This window comes from Streptomyces sp. NPDC029169, assembly GCF_055563935.1.
Window position 1 is genome coordinate 161,247 of the sequence record NZ_JBVHXA010000006.1, and the last position, 15,008, is coordinate 176,254.

The window sequence follows — 15,008 nt, forward strand, 5'->3', positions numbered from 1 at the left end:
GTCAGCCGGCGTCCTTGACCTCTTGCGGGGTCGGCGCCGTGCCCCCGAGGTGCGCGGGCACCCACCAGGTGTCGCTCGCGTCCTTGGGCCGTACGGGATAGGCGCGCTGCGCTGCCTCCAGGAGTTCCTGGACGCGCTCGCGCAGCCGCCGCGTGATGGCGCCCGCGTACTGGTCCGCGGGTGCCTCCATGGGCTCTCCCACCCGGATCGTCACCGGGATGTGGCTGCGCCTGAAGTTCCGCGGGCGGCCCTTGGTCCAGATCCGCTGCGTGCCCCAGAGCGCCATCGGGATCAGCGGAACCCCGGCCTCCTGCGCGAGCCGCGCCGCACCCGACTTGAAGCTCTTGAGCGTGAAGGACTGCGAGATGGTCGCCTCGGGGAAGACGCCGATGATCTCCCCGGCCTTCAGAGACTCCAGCGCGTGCTTGTAGGCGTGCTCGCCGTTCGAACGGTCCACCGGGATGTGCTTCATACCGCGCATCAGCGGGCCCGACATCTTGTGCCGGAACACCGACTCCTTCGCCATGAAGCGCACCAGCCGCTTCTGCGGCAGCGCGGCCAGGCCCGTGAAGATGAAGTCCAGATAGCTGATGTGGTTGCTGACGAGCACAGCCCCGCCCGTACGCGGGATGTGCTCCGAACCCTGCGTGTCGATCTTGAGGTCGAGCGCCTTGAACAGGGTCAGTGCGGCGCCGATGACCGGCCGATACACGAGTTCTGCCATCTGGGAGGAACCCCTTCTTCTGTGCCTGGGGAGGGTTCTCCCGGCGGAAGTTACGCAGCCGTAGGTTTTCGGCTTTGGGCAGATCGTGCCCCATAAGGGCCCCCGTGACCAGTCCTGACGGCTGCGTACGGGGAGATAATCGTCACCCCCGGTGGCCGTGACGGGATCGATCGGCGGCGTGTGACGCTGCATGGGGGGAGTAGTGCGCGACAGGGGAGATGGAGACATGGCGGGACAGTCCGAGACGCCCGGCGCGGGAACCGGCACCGGAATCGGAACCGGGGACGGACTCGGCACCGAGAGCGGGGTCGAGCTGGGGGAGAAGGCCACCCTGGTCCAGTTCTCCACAGCGTTCTGTCAGCCCTGCCGCGCCACCCGCCGGACCCTCGCCGAGGTCGCCGCGATGGTCGAGGGCGTCGGCCACGTCGAGATCGACGCCGAGGAGCGACTGGACCTCGTACGGAAGTACGACATCGTCCGCACCCCCACCGTGCTCGTCCTCGACCGCACCGGGCGCGTCGTCGTCCGCGCCTCCGGTCAGCCCCGCCGCGCGGACGTCATCGCCGCTCTGGGCCGCGCTGTCTGACGCGGTGACACATCTCCCACATCCCGGGACGCGCTTGACTGCACCGGCCACCGATCGTCAGTCTGACGACGTGCCTTCAGAACTCCTTCTCCACGGACGGGTCCACATCGATCTGGTCCGTCACGCGAGCGCGCGCTGTCCGGGTGTCTGAGAACCCCCGGACCCCTCGCACACCACCCTGGCAGAAGGACAACTCCATGACGGTTTCGCCCGAGCTTCGCACGATCGGCGCCCCCCGGCAGGCCTCTCCCGATCTGCTCCGTTCCGTCTTCCGGCAGCACGCCGCCGGCGTCGCGGTCATCACCGCCCACGGGGACCGCCCCGTCGGCTTCACCGCCACCTCCCTCAGCTCCGTCGCCGCGGAGCCTCCCCTGATCTCCTTCGGCGTCGGGACCTCCTCCTCCAGCTGGCCGGTGGTCTCCGAGGCCGAGCACATAGGCGTCCACGTGCTCGGCGAGCACCAGCGGGAGCTGGCGGACACCTTCGCCCGCAGCGGCGCCGACCGCTTCGGCGCCCCGACCCGGTGGAGCGTGGGCCCCGAGGGTGTCCCGGTCCTGGACGGTGTCCTCGCCTGGCTGGTGTGCCGGGTGGTGGCCCGCGTCCCGGCCGGAGATCATCGGATCGTGATCGCCGAGGCCGTCGCCGGAGACCCGTCAGGAGTGGGCCGACCCCTGCTGTACCACCAGGGCCGCTTCAACGCGCTGCGTGACTGAGGGTCCCCTCACCCCGGCGTTGGCAAGGTCACACGCCTGAGCGCTTGCTCACCGGTAACGGAACGGCTGTACTGACGAGTAATATCCCGGTGGGGACGGTCGGACGCCCTGACCGGAAACCCGCCCTTCAGGCGCCTATGCTGCGAGCAACAAGGCAGCCCAGTTATGACGATGCAGTAGGAGAGCCGGCGTGAGCTTGAGGATCGTTGTCTGTGTGAAGTACGTGCCCGACGCCACCGGCGACCGGCACTTCGCCGATGACCTGACCGTCGACCGCGACGACGTCGACGGCCTGCTGTCGGAGCTCGACGAGTACGCCGTCGAGCAGGCGCTGCAGATCGCGGAAGAGGCCGACGACGCCGAGGTCACCGTGCTCACGGTCGGCCCGGAGGACGCCAAGGACGCGCTGCGCAAGGCGCTCTCCATGGGCGCCGACAAGGCCGTCCACGTCGAGGACGACGACCTGCACGGCTCCGACGTCATGGCCACCTCGCTGGTGCTCGCGAAGGCGATCGAGAAGACCGGCTACGACCTCGTCATCGCCGGTATGGCCTCCACCGACGGCACCATGGGTGTCCTCCCGGCGATCCTGGCCGAGCGCCTGGGCGTCCCGCAGGTCACGCTGCTCTCCGAGGTCTCCGTCGAGGACGGCGTCGTCAAGGGCCGCCGTGACGGCGACACCGCCTCCGAGCAGCTGGAGGCCTCGCTTCCGGCCGTCGTGTCCGTGACCGACCAGTCGGGCGAGGCGCGCTACCCGTCCTTCAAGGGCATCATGGCCGCCAAGAAGAAGCCGGTGGAGTCCCTGGACCTCGAGGACCTCGACATCGAGGCCGACGAGGTCGGCCTGGAGGGTTCCTGGACCGCGGTCGACTCCGCCACCGAGCGTCCGGCCCGCACCGCCGGCACGATCGTCAAGGACGAGGGCGAGGGCGGCAAGCAGCTGGCCGAGTTCCTCGCGAGCCAGAAGTTCATCTAGGGCTCGCGCGAGCCGCTGACGTCCGCCCCCGTTTCTTCCGCAGGAGATTGAATCCCCATGGCTGAGATTCTCGTCTACGTCGACCACGTCGACGGAGCCGTCCGCAAGCCCACCCTGGAGCTGCTGACCCTGGCCCGCCGTCTGGGCGAGCCCGTCGCCGTCGCCCTCGGCAACGGCGCCGCCGACACCGCCGCGGCCCTCGCCGAGCACGGCGCGGTGAAGGTGCTGACCGCCGACGCCCCCGAGTTCGCCGAGTACCTGGTCGTCCCGAAGGTGGAGGCCCTGCAGGCCGCGTACGAGGCTGTCTCCCCGGCCGCCGTGCTCGTCCCGTCCTCCGCCGAGGGCAAGGAGATCGCCGCCCGCCTCGCGGTGCGCATCGGCTCCGGCATCATCACCGACGCCGTCGACCTGGAGGCCGGTGACGAGGGCCCGGTCGCGACGCAGTCCGCGTTCGCCGCCTCCTTCACCACCAAGTCCCGTGTCTCCAAGGGCACCCCGGTCATCACGGTCAAGCCGAACTCGGCCCCCGTCGAGGCCGCCCCGGCCGCCGGCACCGTCGAGGCGCTCGCCGTCTCCTTCTCGGAGAAGGCCCACGGCACCAAGGTCGTCTCCCGCACCCCGCGCGAGTCGACCGGCCGCCCCGAGCTGACCGAGGCCGCGATCGTCGTCTCCGGCGGCCGTGGCGTCAACGGCGCCGAGAACTTCGCGATCATCGAGGCGCTCGCCGACTCCCTCGGCGCGGCCGTCGGTGCCTCGCGTGCCGCCGTCGACGCCGGCTGGTACCCGCACTCCAACCAGGTCGGCCAGACCGGCAAGTCGGTCTCGCCGCAGCTGTACATCGCCTCCGGCATCTCCGGTGCGATCCAGCACCGCGCGGGTATGCAGACCTCGAAGACCATCGTCGCCATCAACAAGGACGCCGAGGCCCCGATCTTCGACCTCGTCGACTACGGCGTGGTCGGCGACCTCTTCGACGTCGTCCCGCAGCTGACCGAGGAGATCCAGGCCCGCAAGGGCTGACCTGCGGTTCTGTTCGGCCCGGGGGCCGCGTGGTGATGATCACCGCGCGGCCCCCGGCCGTTTCGGACACCCATTGACGCGGGTCCCGGCGGACTACTAACTTCGCTATACGGATTGTTGATTCCGTGAAGCGGAAAACAGGAGGATGTGGGATGGGTCAGCAGGAGAAGGTGTCGACGAGCCTCGCCGGAGCGGTCAGCGAGGGCATCAGCGCCTCCCTCGCAGCGGTGGACGCCGAGCTCGACCGGCGCTACCCCGGCGACCCGGGCACCCGCCAGCCCGTCCACACCGTCTACGTCCCCGGCAACGTCTTCGACGCCGGAACCATCCGCTCCTGGGGCGACCAGGCCCTCGCCGCCCTCGACGAGCACGCCCCGGACGCCGCCTCCTTCGCCGCCGTCCTCGGCCTCGCCGACGACCTCGCCGAGGACGTCTACGGCCGCGTACGGGCCAAGCTGGAGCGCGAGCCGATCGAGGACCTCCGCGTCGACTTCGAGGACGGTTACGCGGGCAAGGACGAGGACCAGGACGCGGCCCGAGCGGCGCGGCTGATCTCGGAGGCGTACGAGAACGGCACCGCCGCCCCGTACATGGGCATCCGGATGAAGTGCATGGAGGCCGCCGTACGCGACCGCGGCATCCGCACCACCGACATTTTCCTCACCGGCCTCCTGGAGCACGGCGGCCTGCCCGACGGCCTCGTCCTCACCCTCCCCAAGGTGACCTACCCCGAGCAGGTCTCCGCCTTCGTCCGCCTCCTGGAGGCCTTCGAGAAGGCCCACGGCCTGGACGACGGCCGCCTGGGCTTCGAGATCCAGATCGAGACCAGCCAGTCCATCCTCGCCACCGACGGCACCGCCGCCGTCGCCCGCATGATCGGCGCCGCCGAGGGCCGCGCGACCGGGCTGCACTACGGCACCTTCGACTACAGCGCCTGCCTGGGCGTCTCCGCCGCCTACCAGGCCAGCGACCACCCGGCCGCCGACCACGCGAAGGCGATCATGCAGGTCGCCGCCGCCGGCACGGGCGTACGGGTCTCCGACGGCTCCACCAACGTCCTGCCGGTCGGCTCCACCGAGCACGTGCACGAGGCCTGGCGCCTGCACTACGGCCTCACCCGCCGCGCGCTCGCCCGCGCCTACTACCAGGGCTGGGACATGCACCCGGGCCACATCCCGACCCGGTACGCCGCCGTCTTCGCCTTCTACCGCGAGGGCTTCGAGGCCGCCGCCAAGCGCCTCTCGGCCTACGCCAACCACGCGGGCGGCGACGTCATGGACGAGCCCGCCACCGCCAAGGCCCTCAGCTCGTACCTCCTGCGCGGCATCGACTGCGGGGCCCTCGACACCGCCGAGGTCGACGCCCTCACCGGCCTCACCCGCGCCGACCTCGACCGCTTCGCGGCCCCGCGCCGAGGCGACCTCACGGCCACGGCCCAGTAACAGCCGTCCAACGGCCGTCGGACCCGCCACCCGAGCCCCGTACTCTGTACGCGTTCATCACACGCCACAGGGAACGGGGCATCGGTGTCTTCGGGGGAGAACGAGCGGCTGGCCGGCCGCTACCGAGTCGTGCGCCAACTGGGCCGCGGCGGTATGGGCGTCGTCTGGCGCGCCGTCGACGAGGTCCTCGGCCGAGAGGTGGCCGTCAAGGAACTGCGGACGTACAACGACTCGTCGGGGCCGGAACTGGCCGATCTGCGCCTGCGGATGCAGCGCGAGGCGCGGGCGGCGGCCCGGGTACGGCATCACGGGGTCATCGCCGTCCACGACGTGACGGAGCATCAGGGCCGCCCTGTCATCGTCATGGAGCTCGTCGACGGACCCTCGCTCGACGACGTGCTGAGCGAACGCGGGGTGCTCGACCCGCAGGAAGCCGCGGGAATCGGAGCCGCCGTCCTTGAGGCGCTGGCGGCAGCACACGACGTCGGTGTGCTGCACCGTGACGTGAAGCCGGGCAACGTCCTCCTCGACAGGAGCGGTCGGGTCGTCCTCACCGACTTCGGGATCGCCACGATGGACGACCCCGGCGACGGCTCCACGACCCATCTGACCCGCAGCGGTGAGATCGTCGGCTCACTGGACTACCTGGCGCCCGAGCGCGCCCAGGGCCAGCAGCCGGGACCGGCCTCCGACATCTGGGCGCTCGGCGCCACGCTCTACGCGGCGGTGGAGGGCGCCTCTCCCTTCCGCCGCACGTCGACCTGGTCGACGCTGACCGCCATCGTCGTGGAGCCCCTGCCGGAACCCCACAGGGCCGGCGCCCTCGGCCCCGTACTGCGACAGCTGCTGGACAAAGACCCGTCCCGACGCCCCGACGCCAGAACAGCGGCCCGACTCCTCGCCACCGTCGCCCAAGGCCAGGACACGGAGGCGACCGCCTCGGCGGCCCCGGCTGGCGCCGCGGGCTCCGGCGCCCAGGCGCCTGTTGGCCCGGTGCCGGTCGGGCCGGCGTCTGGCGTCCCGACGTCCGGCGCGCAGGTGCCGGGAGGTTCGGCGTACGTCGGCCCGACGTCGGACGCCCAGGCGTCCGTTGGGCCAGTGCCTGGCGGACCTGCGTACGACCTCCCGACGTCGGGAGGCCAGGCGCCCGGACGCCCGGCGTACGACCTCCCGATCGCCGGCCGCGGCCCGGTCTCCGGGCCCGTGCCGACCGAGCCCAACGTGGTGCCGCACCGGCCCGAGGGCTTCGGCCCCGCTCTGCCGCATCCCGCCGAGGGGTTCGCCCCGAGGGCTCACCAAGCCGACGGCTTCGGGCCCTTGGTGCCTCCTGCCGGGTACGCGCCGTCCGCGCCACCGAGCCCGGCGCCGGCCTCCGCCTCGCGGGAGTCTGGGCGGAAGCGGTCCACGGCGCTGGTCGCCGCCGCCGTGGCCGCCGTCCTGCTGGTGGGCGGAGGAGTGACGTACTCCCTGCTCGGCCGGGGCGGCGACGGCACGGACCAGCAGCAACTGGCCGGGGACCAGGCCTCGCCGAGCAGCCCGGGTGCGAGCCCCGGCCGTGTCCTCGACCCGGGTGCCGTGGGCTCGGGGACACCGTCCGCCGGCCCGTCGAAGGCGGGCGGGAAGGAGACCGCCACGCCCTCCCCGTCGGGGGCGTCGAAAGCACCCCTGCCGGGCTCCGGCAGCGGCGGTACGGACGGTGGGACCACGGCGACCGGCGGAAACGCTTCCGGGGGCGGCACGACCGGTGGCACGACCGGCGGCACGACCGGCACCGGCGGTACGAGCGCAGGTTCGACCACGACGAGCGGCGGCGGCACGGCCACACCGCCCGCGCCCGTCTGCCACTCCCGGGGCGGTGGGAAGTACGACTGCACGGTGTGGCGCACCGAGAAGACGTACCGGTACGACGGCGCCGCGGCGGGCATCCTCAACGCCGGCACCAACTACTTCTACTGCCAGGCCAATCTGGGCCGGCGCGAGACGTCCGGCGAGTGGACGAACGTCTGGTGGGCGAAGACGGACGACGACAGCGGCAACACGAACGTCTACTTCAGCGTGGTGTACATCAAGGGCGGCGACAACGACCAGCCGGTGCCCGGCCTGCCGGTCTGCTGAGCTGGTGGAGGCCGAGCCGTGTCATGCCGAAGGCGGCGGGATCTCGCCCGAGCCGCGGGGGATCAGCCGGGTGTCCAGGACCACCCGGGCCGGCGCCTCGTCGAGACCGTCCAGGCGGCGGAAGAGCCGCTCCGCCGCCGTGCGACCCAGAGCCGCCGCGTCCTGGGCGATCACGGTGATGCCGAGCAGGTCGGCCAGCTCGATGTCGTCGAAACTCACGAGCGCCACCGGGTGGGCGCGCCCGGCCAGCGTGCGAACCGCCGTGACGGTGACGCGGTTGTTGCCCGCGAAGAGCGCCGTGACCGGGTCCGGGCCGGAGACCATCGCCGTCACCGCCTCCCGGACCCGGTCGGGGGCCGTCGGGCCCAGCGAGACCCACGCGGGGTCGACGGCAAGGCCCGCGTCCTCCATAGCCGCCCGGTACCCGCGCAGGCGCTCCGTCGCCGTGTGGATGCGGGGCTGGTCGCCGATGAACCCGATCCTGCGGTGGCCATGGGCGATCAGATGCGCCACCCCGGTGCGCGAGCCCCCGAAGCTGTCCGACAGGACGGCGTCGGCGTCGATCCGGCCCGCGGGACGGTCCACGAAGACGGTGGCGACACCCGCCTTGATCTCCGGTTCGAGGTAACGGTGGTCCGTACCGGCCGGGATGACGATCAGTCCGTCGACCCGGCGGGCGCACAGCGCGAGCGCCAGCTCCTGCTCGCGGTCCGGGTCCTCTGCGCTGGAACCGTTGATGAGCAACGCCCCGTGCGCCCGGGCGACCTCCTCCACGGCGCGGCTGAGCGGACCGTAGAACGGGTCGGCGAGGTCCTCGAGGACCAGGCCCACGGAGGCGGTACGCCCCTTGCGCAGCACGCGCGCGCTGTCGTTGCGCCGGAAGCCGAGCGAGTCGATGGCCTCCTGGACGCGGCGCTCGGTGTCGGGGGTGACCCCCGGTTCGCCGTTGACGACCCGCGAGACCGTCTTCAGCCCGACGCCGGCCAGGGCGGCGACGTCCTTCATCGTGGGCCGATTGCCGTAGCGGTGCTCGGGGCGGCGGGCGGTGTCGGCCACAGTCTGCGCATCTCCTCGGTCTCGTCTCCGTCTCGTCCGAGCATAGGCCCTGGACAACGTTGTCAGACCGAGGGAGACTGTACGTCACAGCGATCTACCGCTCTCGGCCCCCTCTGGAGACACCGCGCACATGCAGACTGACCTCGTTGCCGCTCTGGACTTCGGCGGCACCAAGATCGCCGGCGCGCTGGTGGACGGTGCCGGCGACATTCTCGTACGGGTCCAGCGGCCCACTCCCGCGCGGGAGGACGGCGAGACGGTGATGCGGGCGGTCGAAGGGGTGCTCGCGGAGCTGGCGGCCTCGCCGCTGTGGGCGTCCGCGCACGCGGTCGGCATCGGAAGTGCGGGCCCGGTGGACGCCTCCGCCGGTACGGTCAGCCCGGTCAACGTCCCCGGCTGGCGCGACTTCCCCCTGGTCGAGCGGGTCCACCGGGCGGCCGGCGGACGGCCGGTCACGCTCGTCGGCGACGGCGTCGCCATGACGGCCGCCGAGCACTGGCAGGGCGCCGCCCGTGGCCACGACAACGCGCTGTGTCTGGTCGTCTCGACGGGCGTCGGAGGAGGTCTCGTGCTCGACGGGCGGGTGCACCCCGGCCCCACGGGCAACGCCGGGCACATCGGCCACATCAGCGTGGAGCTGGACGGGGAGCTGTGCGCCTGCGGCGGGCGCGGCTGCGTCGAGCGCATCGCCGGCGGCCCGCAGATCGCCCGCCGCGCCCTGGAGAACGGCTGGCGGCCGGGTCCCGACGGCGACACCTCCGCGGCGGCGGTGGCATCGGCCGCGGCGGCCGGGGACCCGATCGCCACGGCGTCCTTCGAGCGCGCCGCGCGTGCCCTCGCTGCGGGGATCGCCGCCACCGCGACCCTGGTCGAGATCGACATCGCCGTCGTGGGCGGCGGGGTGGCGGGCGCGGGCGACGTGCTCTTCGTACCGCTCAGGCGCAGCCTGCGGGAGTACGCCACGCTCTCCTTCGTCCGCGACCTCGCCGTCGTCCCGGCCCTCACCGGCACAGACGCGGGCCTCCTCGGCGCAGCAGCGGCGACCCGTAAACTCGCCTGACGGCGGCGGGCCTGACGGTTGCCGCCTGACGGCCTGCCTACGCCCGACGGCAGGTCGGCCCCACAGCCCGTCGCCCGACGCCGTCCGCGCGGGGCCGCGTCCCACGCGCCGTCAGATCGCCATGGTCATCGGCGAGGCAGTCCCGGCCGGAGTCCTGCCGAAGGCCCCGCCCCCGCCCCCGCCGCCTCCGGCGTCCTCTGCCGTACGACCACCAGGAACGCGTCGGACTCCAGGTCCATCACGACCTCCGCCGGGAGCCCCTCGTTCCGGCGCTCGCTGGCGAACTCCTCGGCGGGCCAACTGCCCCGTGGGCCTCCCGCGGGGAACCTCTCCAATACCGTACGGCTCATCTCCGCACCCCCTTGCCTCGCCGGTCCAACGACAGCCCGCGCCGAAGTGTTACGCACCGGCCCGCACGCGCGTTCGCGCCGGGGGTTTCCGTGGCAGGGTGTTCCGGGCAAGCCACTGGGGGCTACCGAAGAGGGGGAATCGTGATCGTCTGGGTCAACGGTGCGTTCGGCGCGGGCAAGACGAGCACCGCGCGCGAGCTGGTCGAGCTGATCCCGAACAGCACCCTGTACGACCCCGAGCTCATCGGCGGCGCACTGAACCTGCTGCTGCCGCGCAAGCGACTCGACGAGGTGGACGACTTCCAGGACCTGCCGATGTGGCGGCGCATGGTCGTCGACACCGCGGCCGCCCTGCTCGCCGAGGTCGGCGGCGTCCTCGTCGTACCGATGACCCTGATCCGGCAGGAGTACCGCGACGAGATCTTCGGCGGTCTCGCGGCGCGCCGGATCGAGGTGCGGCACGTGCTGCTCGCCCCCGACGAAACGATCCTGCGGACCCGGATCGACAGCCGCGCGGCAGTGGAGAAGGACACGGAGGGCGCCGAGCGCGCCCGCCAGTGGTGCCACGACCACGTCGAGCCCTTCCGTACCGCCGCCCTCGACTGGCTCTCCGCCGACGCCTACACCATCGACAACTCGACGCTCACGCCCGCCGAGACCGCGACCGCCGTCGCCGAGGCCATACACGCCGGCCTCGCCGAACCCTGCGGCATCGTCCAGACGCCCGAACCCACCGGCGAGACGCTCGCCGCCGGGGTCCTGCTCTTCGACGAACACGACCGCTTCCTGCTCGTCGACCCCACCTACAAGCCCGGATGGGAGTTCCCCGGCGGCGTCGTCGAAACCGGCGAGCCGCCCGCCCGCGCAGGCATGCGCGAAGTCGCCGAGGAGACAGGGATCGCACTCGACTCCGTACCCAGGCTGCTGCTCGTCGACTGGGAACGCCCTCAGCCCCCCGGCTACGGCGGCCTGCGCCTCCTCTTCGACGGCGGCCGGCTCCCCGCCGCCGAGGCGGACCGGCTCCTGCTGCCCGGTGCCGAACTCCGTGGCTGGCGCTTCGTCACCGAGGAGGAGGCGGCCGACATGCTGCCCCCGATCCGCTACCAGCGCCTCCGCTGGGCCCTGCGCGCCCGGGAACGCGGTACCGTGCTCAATCTGGAGGCGGGCGTACCGGTCGGCTGACCAAGGGGCGGTCGGCTGACCAAGGGGCCTCAGGGAGTCGCACGACAATCCACCGGCGGGCACACCAGACTCGCTACCGGGCCGCGTCCGTCAGCTGTCGCGCCGTGTCGCTCGTCACCGGGTCCCCGTGGCCGCAGCACAGGACCGACGGCTTCAGCTCGGCCAGGTGCCGCATCGACTCCATGGCGCGCTCGCGGTCCACATGGAACACCCCGAACGTCACCCCCTGCACTGCGGCCACCGTGTCGCCGGTGAACAGGACGCCGTGCTCGGGCAGATGAACCGCCATCGAGCCGGGCGTGTGCCCCGGGGTGTGCACCGCCACGGCCCCGTCGCCGAAGCCCAGCTCCTCTCCGTCCCCCACCTCGCGGTCGACCCGGGTGGGCGGCGCCTCGGGGACGGTCAGACCGTGCTCGTACAGCGGGATCTCCCAGTCGAGCAGGTCGGGTTCGGGGACCGGGGCCTCGCCGCGGATGACGGGAGCGTCCAGGCGGTGGGCCAGGATCCGCGCGCCGAACCGGTCGGCCAGCTCCTGCGCGGAGCCCACGTGGTCGCGGTGGCAGTGGGTGAGCACGATCCGGCGGATACGGGCCGGGTCCAGGCCCACTCCCCGTAGCGCCGTCTCGATCTCGTCCGCCGCGCCCACCCAGCCGGCGTCGATCAGGGTCAACTCCTCCTCGTCCCGCCACAGATAGGCCTGGCCGATGGAGAAGTGCAGCATGTGCAGTCGCGGTGTGATCCGGGTGAGTTCCATACGGCGAACCTACGCATCCGCCCAGGTCCGCCGTATGGTTCTACGCTCTCGGCGAGCTTCGCCGAACGCTTAACGCCCCGTCAGCCCTGCTTGGAGCGAGCGTAGTTCAGCAGGAAGTGCGCCTCCGCCACCGCCAGGCGCTCCAACTCCTCCGGCGACACCGACTCGTTCACCGCGTGGATCTGCGCCTCCGGCTCGCTCAGACCGATGAGCAGGATCTCCGCCTCGGGGTAGAGCGAGGCCAGCGTGTTGCAGAGCGGGATCGAGCCGCCCATGCCGGAGGTCTGCATCTCCTGCCCGGGGTACGCGATCCGCATCGCCTCCGCCATCGAGACGTACGCCGGGCTGGACACGTCCGCCCGGAACGCCTGGCCCTGGCCGACCTGCTCGAAGGAGACCCGGGCGTTCCACGGCACGCGCTTCTCGATGTGCGCGTACAGCAGCTTCGTCGCCTCGGTCGCGTCCTGGCCCGGCGGCACCCGCAGGCTGATCTGCGCGCGCGCCGTCGACGGGATCGACGGCGTCGCGCCCGCCACCGGGTGGCAGTCGATGCCGATGACGGTGACGGCCGGACGGGCCCAGATGCGGTCGGCGACCGTGCCGTTGCCCGGCAGACCGACGCCCGCCAGGACCTTCGCGTCCGCGCGGAAGTCCTCCTCCGGGTACTGCAGGCCCTCCCACACCGCGTCGGCCGGCAGACCGTCGATGACCGTCGAGCCGTCCTCGGCACGCAGCGTGTCCAGGACCCGGATCAGCGCGGCCAGCGCGTCGGGCGCGGCGCCGCCGAACATGCCGGAGTGCAGGTTGCCTTCGAGGGTGTCGATCCGGACCCGGATCATCGTCATGCCGCGCAGGGTCGCGGTGACCGTCGGCAGACCGAGCCGGAAGTTGCCGGTGTCGCCGATCACGATGGCGTCGGAGGTGAGCAGTTCGGGGTGCGCCTCGGCGTACCGCTCCAGGCCGCCCGTGCCCTGCTCCTCCGAACCCTCCACGATCATCTTGACCGTGACGGGCACTCCGCCGTTCGCCTTCAGGGCGCGCAGCGCGAGCAGGTGCATGATGAACCCGCCCTTGCAGTCGGCCGCGCCACGCCCGTACCAGCGCCCGTCCTCCCGCTCCGTCAGCTCGAACGGCGGCGTGACCCACGCCGACTCGTCCAGCTTCGGCTGCACGTCGTAGTGCGCGTAGAGGAGGACGGTCGGGGCGCCGGCCGGGCCGGGCAGCATGCCGTACACCGACTGCGAACCGTCCGGGGTGTCGAGCAGCGCCACGTCCTGGAAGCCCTCGGCGCGCAGCGCGTCGGCCACCCAGTTCGCGGCGCCCTCGCACTCGCTGCGCGGGGCCACGGCCTCGTCCGCCACCGACTCGAAGGCCACGAGCTCCGTGAGCTCCGCTTTGGCACGGGGCATCAGGCCGGCGACGGTGGCGGCGATCGGATTCGCGGTCATGGGCACGCTCCTGGTGGGTGCGACGTTGTGACGTTGTCAGGACGACGCCGTATGTCGGTTGTACCGCTGTACGGCGAACGTATGGCCGATCCTACGGCGCGGGGCCCCGAGGGCCTCGCCGTAGGATGCCCGAAGAGCTTGGACCATCGGTCGGATCAGGAGCAGAAGCACATCGTGAGCAGCGAGAACGCAGACGCCGAAGAGGTACGCGCGGAAGAGTCGGAGCACGCCGCGACCGTCTGGGACGTGGTCGTCGTCGGGGCCGGCCCGGCGGGCGCGTCGGCGGCGTACGCGGCCGCGGTCGCCGGACGCCGCGTACTGCTCCTGGAGAAGGCCGAGCTGCCCCGGTACAAGACCTGCGGCGGCGGCATCATCGGCCCCTCGCGGGACGCTCTGCCGCCCGGCTTCGAACTGCCCTTCCAGGACCGGGTGCACGCCGTCACCTTCTCCCTGAACGGCCGCTTCGCGCGGACGCGCCGCTCGCGCCGGATGCTCTTCGGGCTCATCAACCGGCCCGAGTTCGACGCCGGTCTCGTCGAGCAGGCGCAGAAGGCGGGCGCGGAGCTCCGTACGGGTGTCACGGTCTCCCGGGTCGAGCAGCACGGCCCGGCCGTGCCGGACCGGCGCACGGTCGCCGTCGTCCTCGCGGACGGCGAGACGGTCCTGGCCAGGGCCGTGGTCGGAGCGGACGGCAGCGCGGGCCGGATAGGGGCCCATGTCGGGGTGAAGCTCGACCAGGTGGACCTCGGCCTGGAGGCGGAGATCCCGGTTCCGGCGTCGGTCGCCGAGGACTGGAAGGGGCGGGTTCTCATCGACTGGGGTCCGATGCCCGGCAGCTACGGCTGGGTCTTCCCGAAGGGCGAGACGCTCACGGTCGGCGTCATCTCGGCGCGCGGCGAGGGCGCGGCCACCAAGCGCTATCTGGAGGACTTCATCGCCCGTCTCGGGCTCGCGGGCTTCGAACCGGCCGTCTCCTCCGGGCACCTGACGCGCTGTCGGAGCGATGACTCGCCGCTGTCGCGGGGCCGGGTGCTGGTGTGCGGAGACGCGGCGGGCCTCCTGGAGCCGTGGACGCGGGAGGGCATCTCCTTCGCGCTGCGCTCGGGCCGCCTCGCGGGGGAGTGGGCGGTACGGATCGCCGAGGCGAACGACGCCGTGGACGCGCGCCGCCAGGCGCTGAACTACGCCTTCGCCATCAAGGCGGGTCTTGGCGTGGAGATGGCGGTCGGGCGGCGGATGCTCGCCCTGTTCGAGCGCCGGCCGGGACTTCTGCACGCGGCGATCACCGGTCTGCGTCCCGCCTGGAAGGCGTTCACGGACATCACCAGGGGCTCTACCTCGCTGGCCGGCCTGGTCCGCTCGAACGGGATCGCGCGCCGGGCACTGGACGTCCTGGACCGCCGGATGGAGCCGACGGGCGGCACGACGCTCCGGGGTGTGGCCGAGGCGGGCCAGCCGGAGGGGCCGGCGGAGGGGTCGGCGGCGCCGAACGCCTCGGGTCAGGCTGGGCTGTCGGGCCCGGCGGACACCTCGGGCCCGGCGGACTCCTAGGGCCCGGCTGTGCTGTCCGGTCCGGCGAACT

Annotated in this window: 14 protein-coding genes; 9 read left to right on the top strand and 5 right to left on the bottom strand. The window is 72.3% G+C overall.

The genetic code is table 11. The annotated features are described in order from the left end of the window. Position 1 precedes the first annotated feature (1 nt). The gene (locus ACZ4VI_RS13995) at positions 2 to 724 is read right to left on the bottom strand and encodes a lysophospholipid acyltransferase family protein (RefSeq protein ID WP_467999443.1); all 723 of its coding nucleotides are present in this window, start codon (positions 722 to 724) and stop codon (positions 2 to 4) included. Positions 725 to 950: 226 nt separating this feature from the next. On the opposite strand from ACZ4VI_RS13995, the gene ACZ4VI_RS14000 reads away from it, so the two are divergent. The 6 genes from ACZ4VI_RS14000 (at position 951) to ACZ4VI_RS14025 (ending at position 7,576) form a co-directional block, all read left to right on the top strand. After that, entirely contained in the window at positions 951 to 1,310 is a 360-nt protein-coding gene (locus tag ACZ4VI_RS14000; protein WP_467999444.1) for a TlpA family protein disulfide reductase, read from the top strand. A 197-nt stretch (positions 1,311 to 1,507) separates the two neighbouring features. Next, the gene (locus ACZ4VI_RS14005; protein WP_467999445.1) at positions 1,508 to 2,023 is read left to right on the top strand and encodes a flavin reductase family protein; all 516 of its coding nucleotides are present in this window, start codon (positions 1,508 to 1,510) and stop codon (positions 2,021 to 2,023) included. A gap of 190 nt (positions 2,024 to 2,213) precedes the next feature. After that, entirely contained in the window at positions 2,214 to 2,999 is a 786-nt protein-coding gene (locus ACZ4VI_RS14010; protein WP_467999446.1) for an electron transfer flavoprotein subunit beta/FixA family protein, read from the top strand. Positions 3,000 to 3,056: 57 nt separating this feature from the next. Then, positions 3,057 to 4,019, top strand: a complete 963-nt coding sequence (locus ACZ4VI_RS14015) for an electron transfer flavoprotein subunit alpha/FixB family protein (RefSeq protein WP_467999447.1) — start codon at positions 3,057 to 3,059, stop codon at positions 4,017 to 4,019. Between the two features lie 152 nt (positions 4,020 to 4,171). Further along, positions 4,172 to 5,461 (top strand): DUF6986 family protein, encoded by a 1,290-nt coding sequence (locus ACZ4VI_RS14020; RefSeq protein ID WP_467999448.1) that lies wholly within the window; start codon positions 4,172 to 4,174, stop codon positions 5,459 to 5,461. Between the two features lie 84 nt (positions 5,462 to 5,545). Beyond that, positions 5,546 to 7,576, top strand: coding sequence for a serine/threonine-protein kinase (locus ACZ4VI_RS14025; protein WP_467999449.1), 2,031 nt, complete (start codon positions 5,546 to 5,548; stop codon positions 7,574 to 7,576). A 21-nt stretch (positions 7,577 to 7,597) separates the two neighbouring features. Here ACZ4VI_RS14025 and ACZ4VI_RS14030 read toward each other — a convergent pair whose 3' ends face one another. Further along, entirely contained in the window at positions 7,598 to 8,581 is a 984-nt protein-coding gene (locus ACZ4VI_RS14030; protein WP_467999644.1) for a LacI family DNA-binding transcriptional regulator, read from the bottom strand. 181 nt (positions 8,582 to 8,762) lie between these two features. Between ACZ4VI_RS14030 and ACZ4VI_RS14035 the strand changes: the two genes are divergently transcribed. Beyond that, positions 8,763 to 9,692, top strand: coding sequence for an ROK family protein (locus ACZ4VI_RS14035; protein ID WP_467999450.1), 930 nt, complete (start codon positions 8,763 to 8,765; stop codon positions 9,690 to 9,692). Between the two features lie 125 nt (positions 9,693 to 9,817). On the opposite strand, the gene ACZ4VI_RS14040 is transcribed toward ACZ4VI_RS14035, so the two are convergent. Further along, complete coding sequence (locus ACZ4VI_RS14040; RefSeq protein WP_467999451.1) at positions 9,818 to 10,042, bottom strand: hypothetical protein; 225 nt, start codon at positions 10,040 to 10,042, stop codon at positions 9,818 to 9,820. 141 nt (positions 10,043 to 10,183) lie between these two features. Here ACZ4VI_RS14040 and ACZ4VI_RS14045 point away from each other — a divergent pair, with 141 nt between their 5' ends. Continuing rightward, positions 10,184 to 11,224, top strand: a complete 1,041-nt coding sequence (locus ACZ4VI_RS14045) for an NUDIX hydrolase (RefSeq protein ID WP_467999452.1) — start codon at positions 10,184 to 10,186, stop codon at positions 11,222 to 11,224. A 73-nt stretch (positions 11,225 to 11,297) separates the two neighbouring features. On the opposite strand, the gene ACZ4VI_RS14050 is transcribed toward ACZ4VI_RS14045, so the two are convergent. Both ACZ4VI_RS14050 and ACZ4VI_RS14055 read right to left on the bottom strand, forming a co-directional pair. Beyond that, a complete protein-coding gene (locus ACZ4VI_RS14050; protein WP_467999453.1) occupies positions 11,298 to 11,978 on the bottom strand; it encodes an MBL fold metallo-hydrolase in 681 nt (226 codons plus the stop codon). 80 nt (positions 11,979 to 12,058) lie between these two features. Next, on the bottom strand, positions 12,059 to 13,426 hold the full coding sequence (locus ACZ4VI_RS14055) for a M20/M25/M40 family metallo-hydrolase (RefSeq protein ID WP_467999454.1): 1,368 nt from the start codon (positions 13,424 to 13,426) through the stop codon (positions 12,059 to 12,061). Positions 13,427 to 13,600: 174 nt separating this feature from the next. Between ACZ4VI_RS14055 and ACZ4VI_RS14060 the strand changes: the two genes are divergently transcribed. Then, on the top strand, positions 13,601 to 14,977 hold the full coding sequence (locus ACZ4VI_RS14060) for a geranylgeranyl reductase family protein (RefSeq protein ID WP_467999455.1): 1,377 nt from the start codon (positions 13,601 to 13,603) through the stop codon (positions 14,975 to 14,977). Positions 14,978 to 15,008 lie beyond the last annotated feature (31 nt).

What these genes read in the sequence shown, in the direction of transcription:
- ACZ4VI_RS13995 (WP_467999443.1), bottom strand. Translation starts at nt 724, where the DNA reads ATGGCAGAACTCGTGTATCGGCCGGTCATCGGCGCCGCACTGACCCTG.
- ACZ4VI_RS14000 (WP_467999444.1), top strand. Translation starts at nt 951, where the DNA reads ATGGCGGGACAGTCCGAGACGCCCGGCGCGGGAACCGGCACCGGAATC.
- ACZ4VI_RS14005 (WP_467999445.1), top strand. Translation starts at nt 1,508, where the DNA reads ATGACGGTTTCGCCCGAGCTTCGCACGATCGGCGCCCCCCGGCAGGCC.
- ACZ4VI_RS14015 (WP_467999447.1), top strand. Translation starts at nt 3,057, where the DNA reads ATGGCTGAGATTCTCGTCTACGTCGACCACGTCGACGGAGCCGTCCGC.
- ACZ4VI_RS14020 (WP_467999448.1), top strand. Translation starts at nt 4,172, where the DNA reads ATGGGTCAGCAGGAGAAGGTGTCGACGAGCCTCGCCGGAGCGGTCAGC.
- ACZ4VI_RS14030 (WP_467999644.1), bottom strand. Translation starts at nt 8,581, where the DNA reads ATGAAGGACGTCGCCGCCCTGGCCGGCGTCGGGCTGAAGACGGTCTCG.
- ACZ4VI_RS14035 (WP_467999450.1), top strand. Translation starts at nt 8,763, where the DNA reads ATGCAGACTGACCTCGTTGCCGCTCTGGACTTCGGCGGCACCAAGATC.
- ACZ4VI_RS14040 (WP_467999451.1), bottom strand. Translation starts at nt 10,042, where the DNA reads ATGAGCCGTACGGTATTGGAGAGGTTCCCCGCGGGAGGCCCACGGGGC.
- ACZ4VI_RS14050 (WP_467999453.1), bottom strand. Translation starts at nt 11,978, where the DNA reads ATGGAACTCACCCGGATCACACCGCGACTGCACATGCTGCACTTCTCC.
- ACZ4VI_RS14055 (WP_467999454.1), bottom strand. Translation starts at nt 13,426, where the DNA reads ATGACCGCGAATCCGATCGCCGCCACCGTCGCCGGCCTGATGCCCCGT.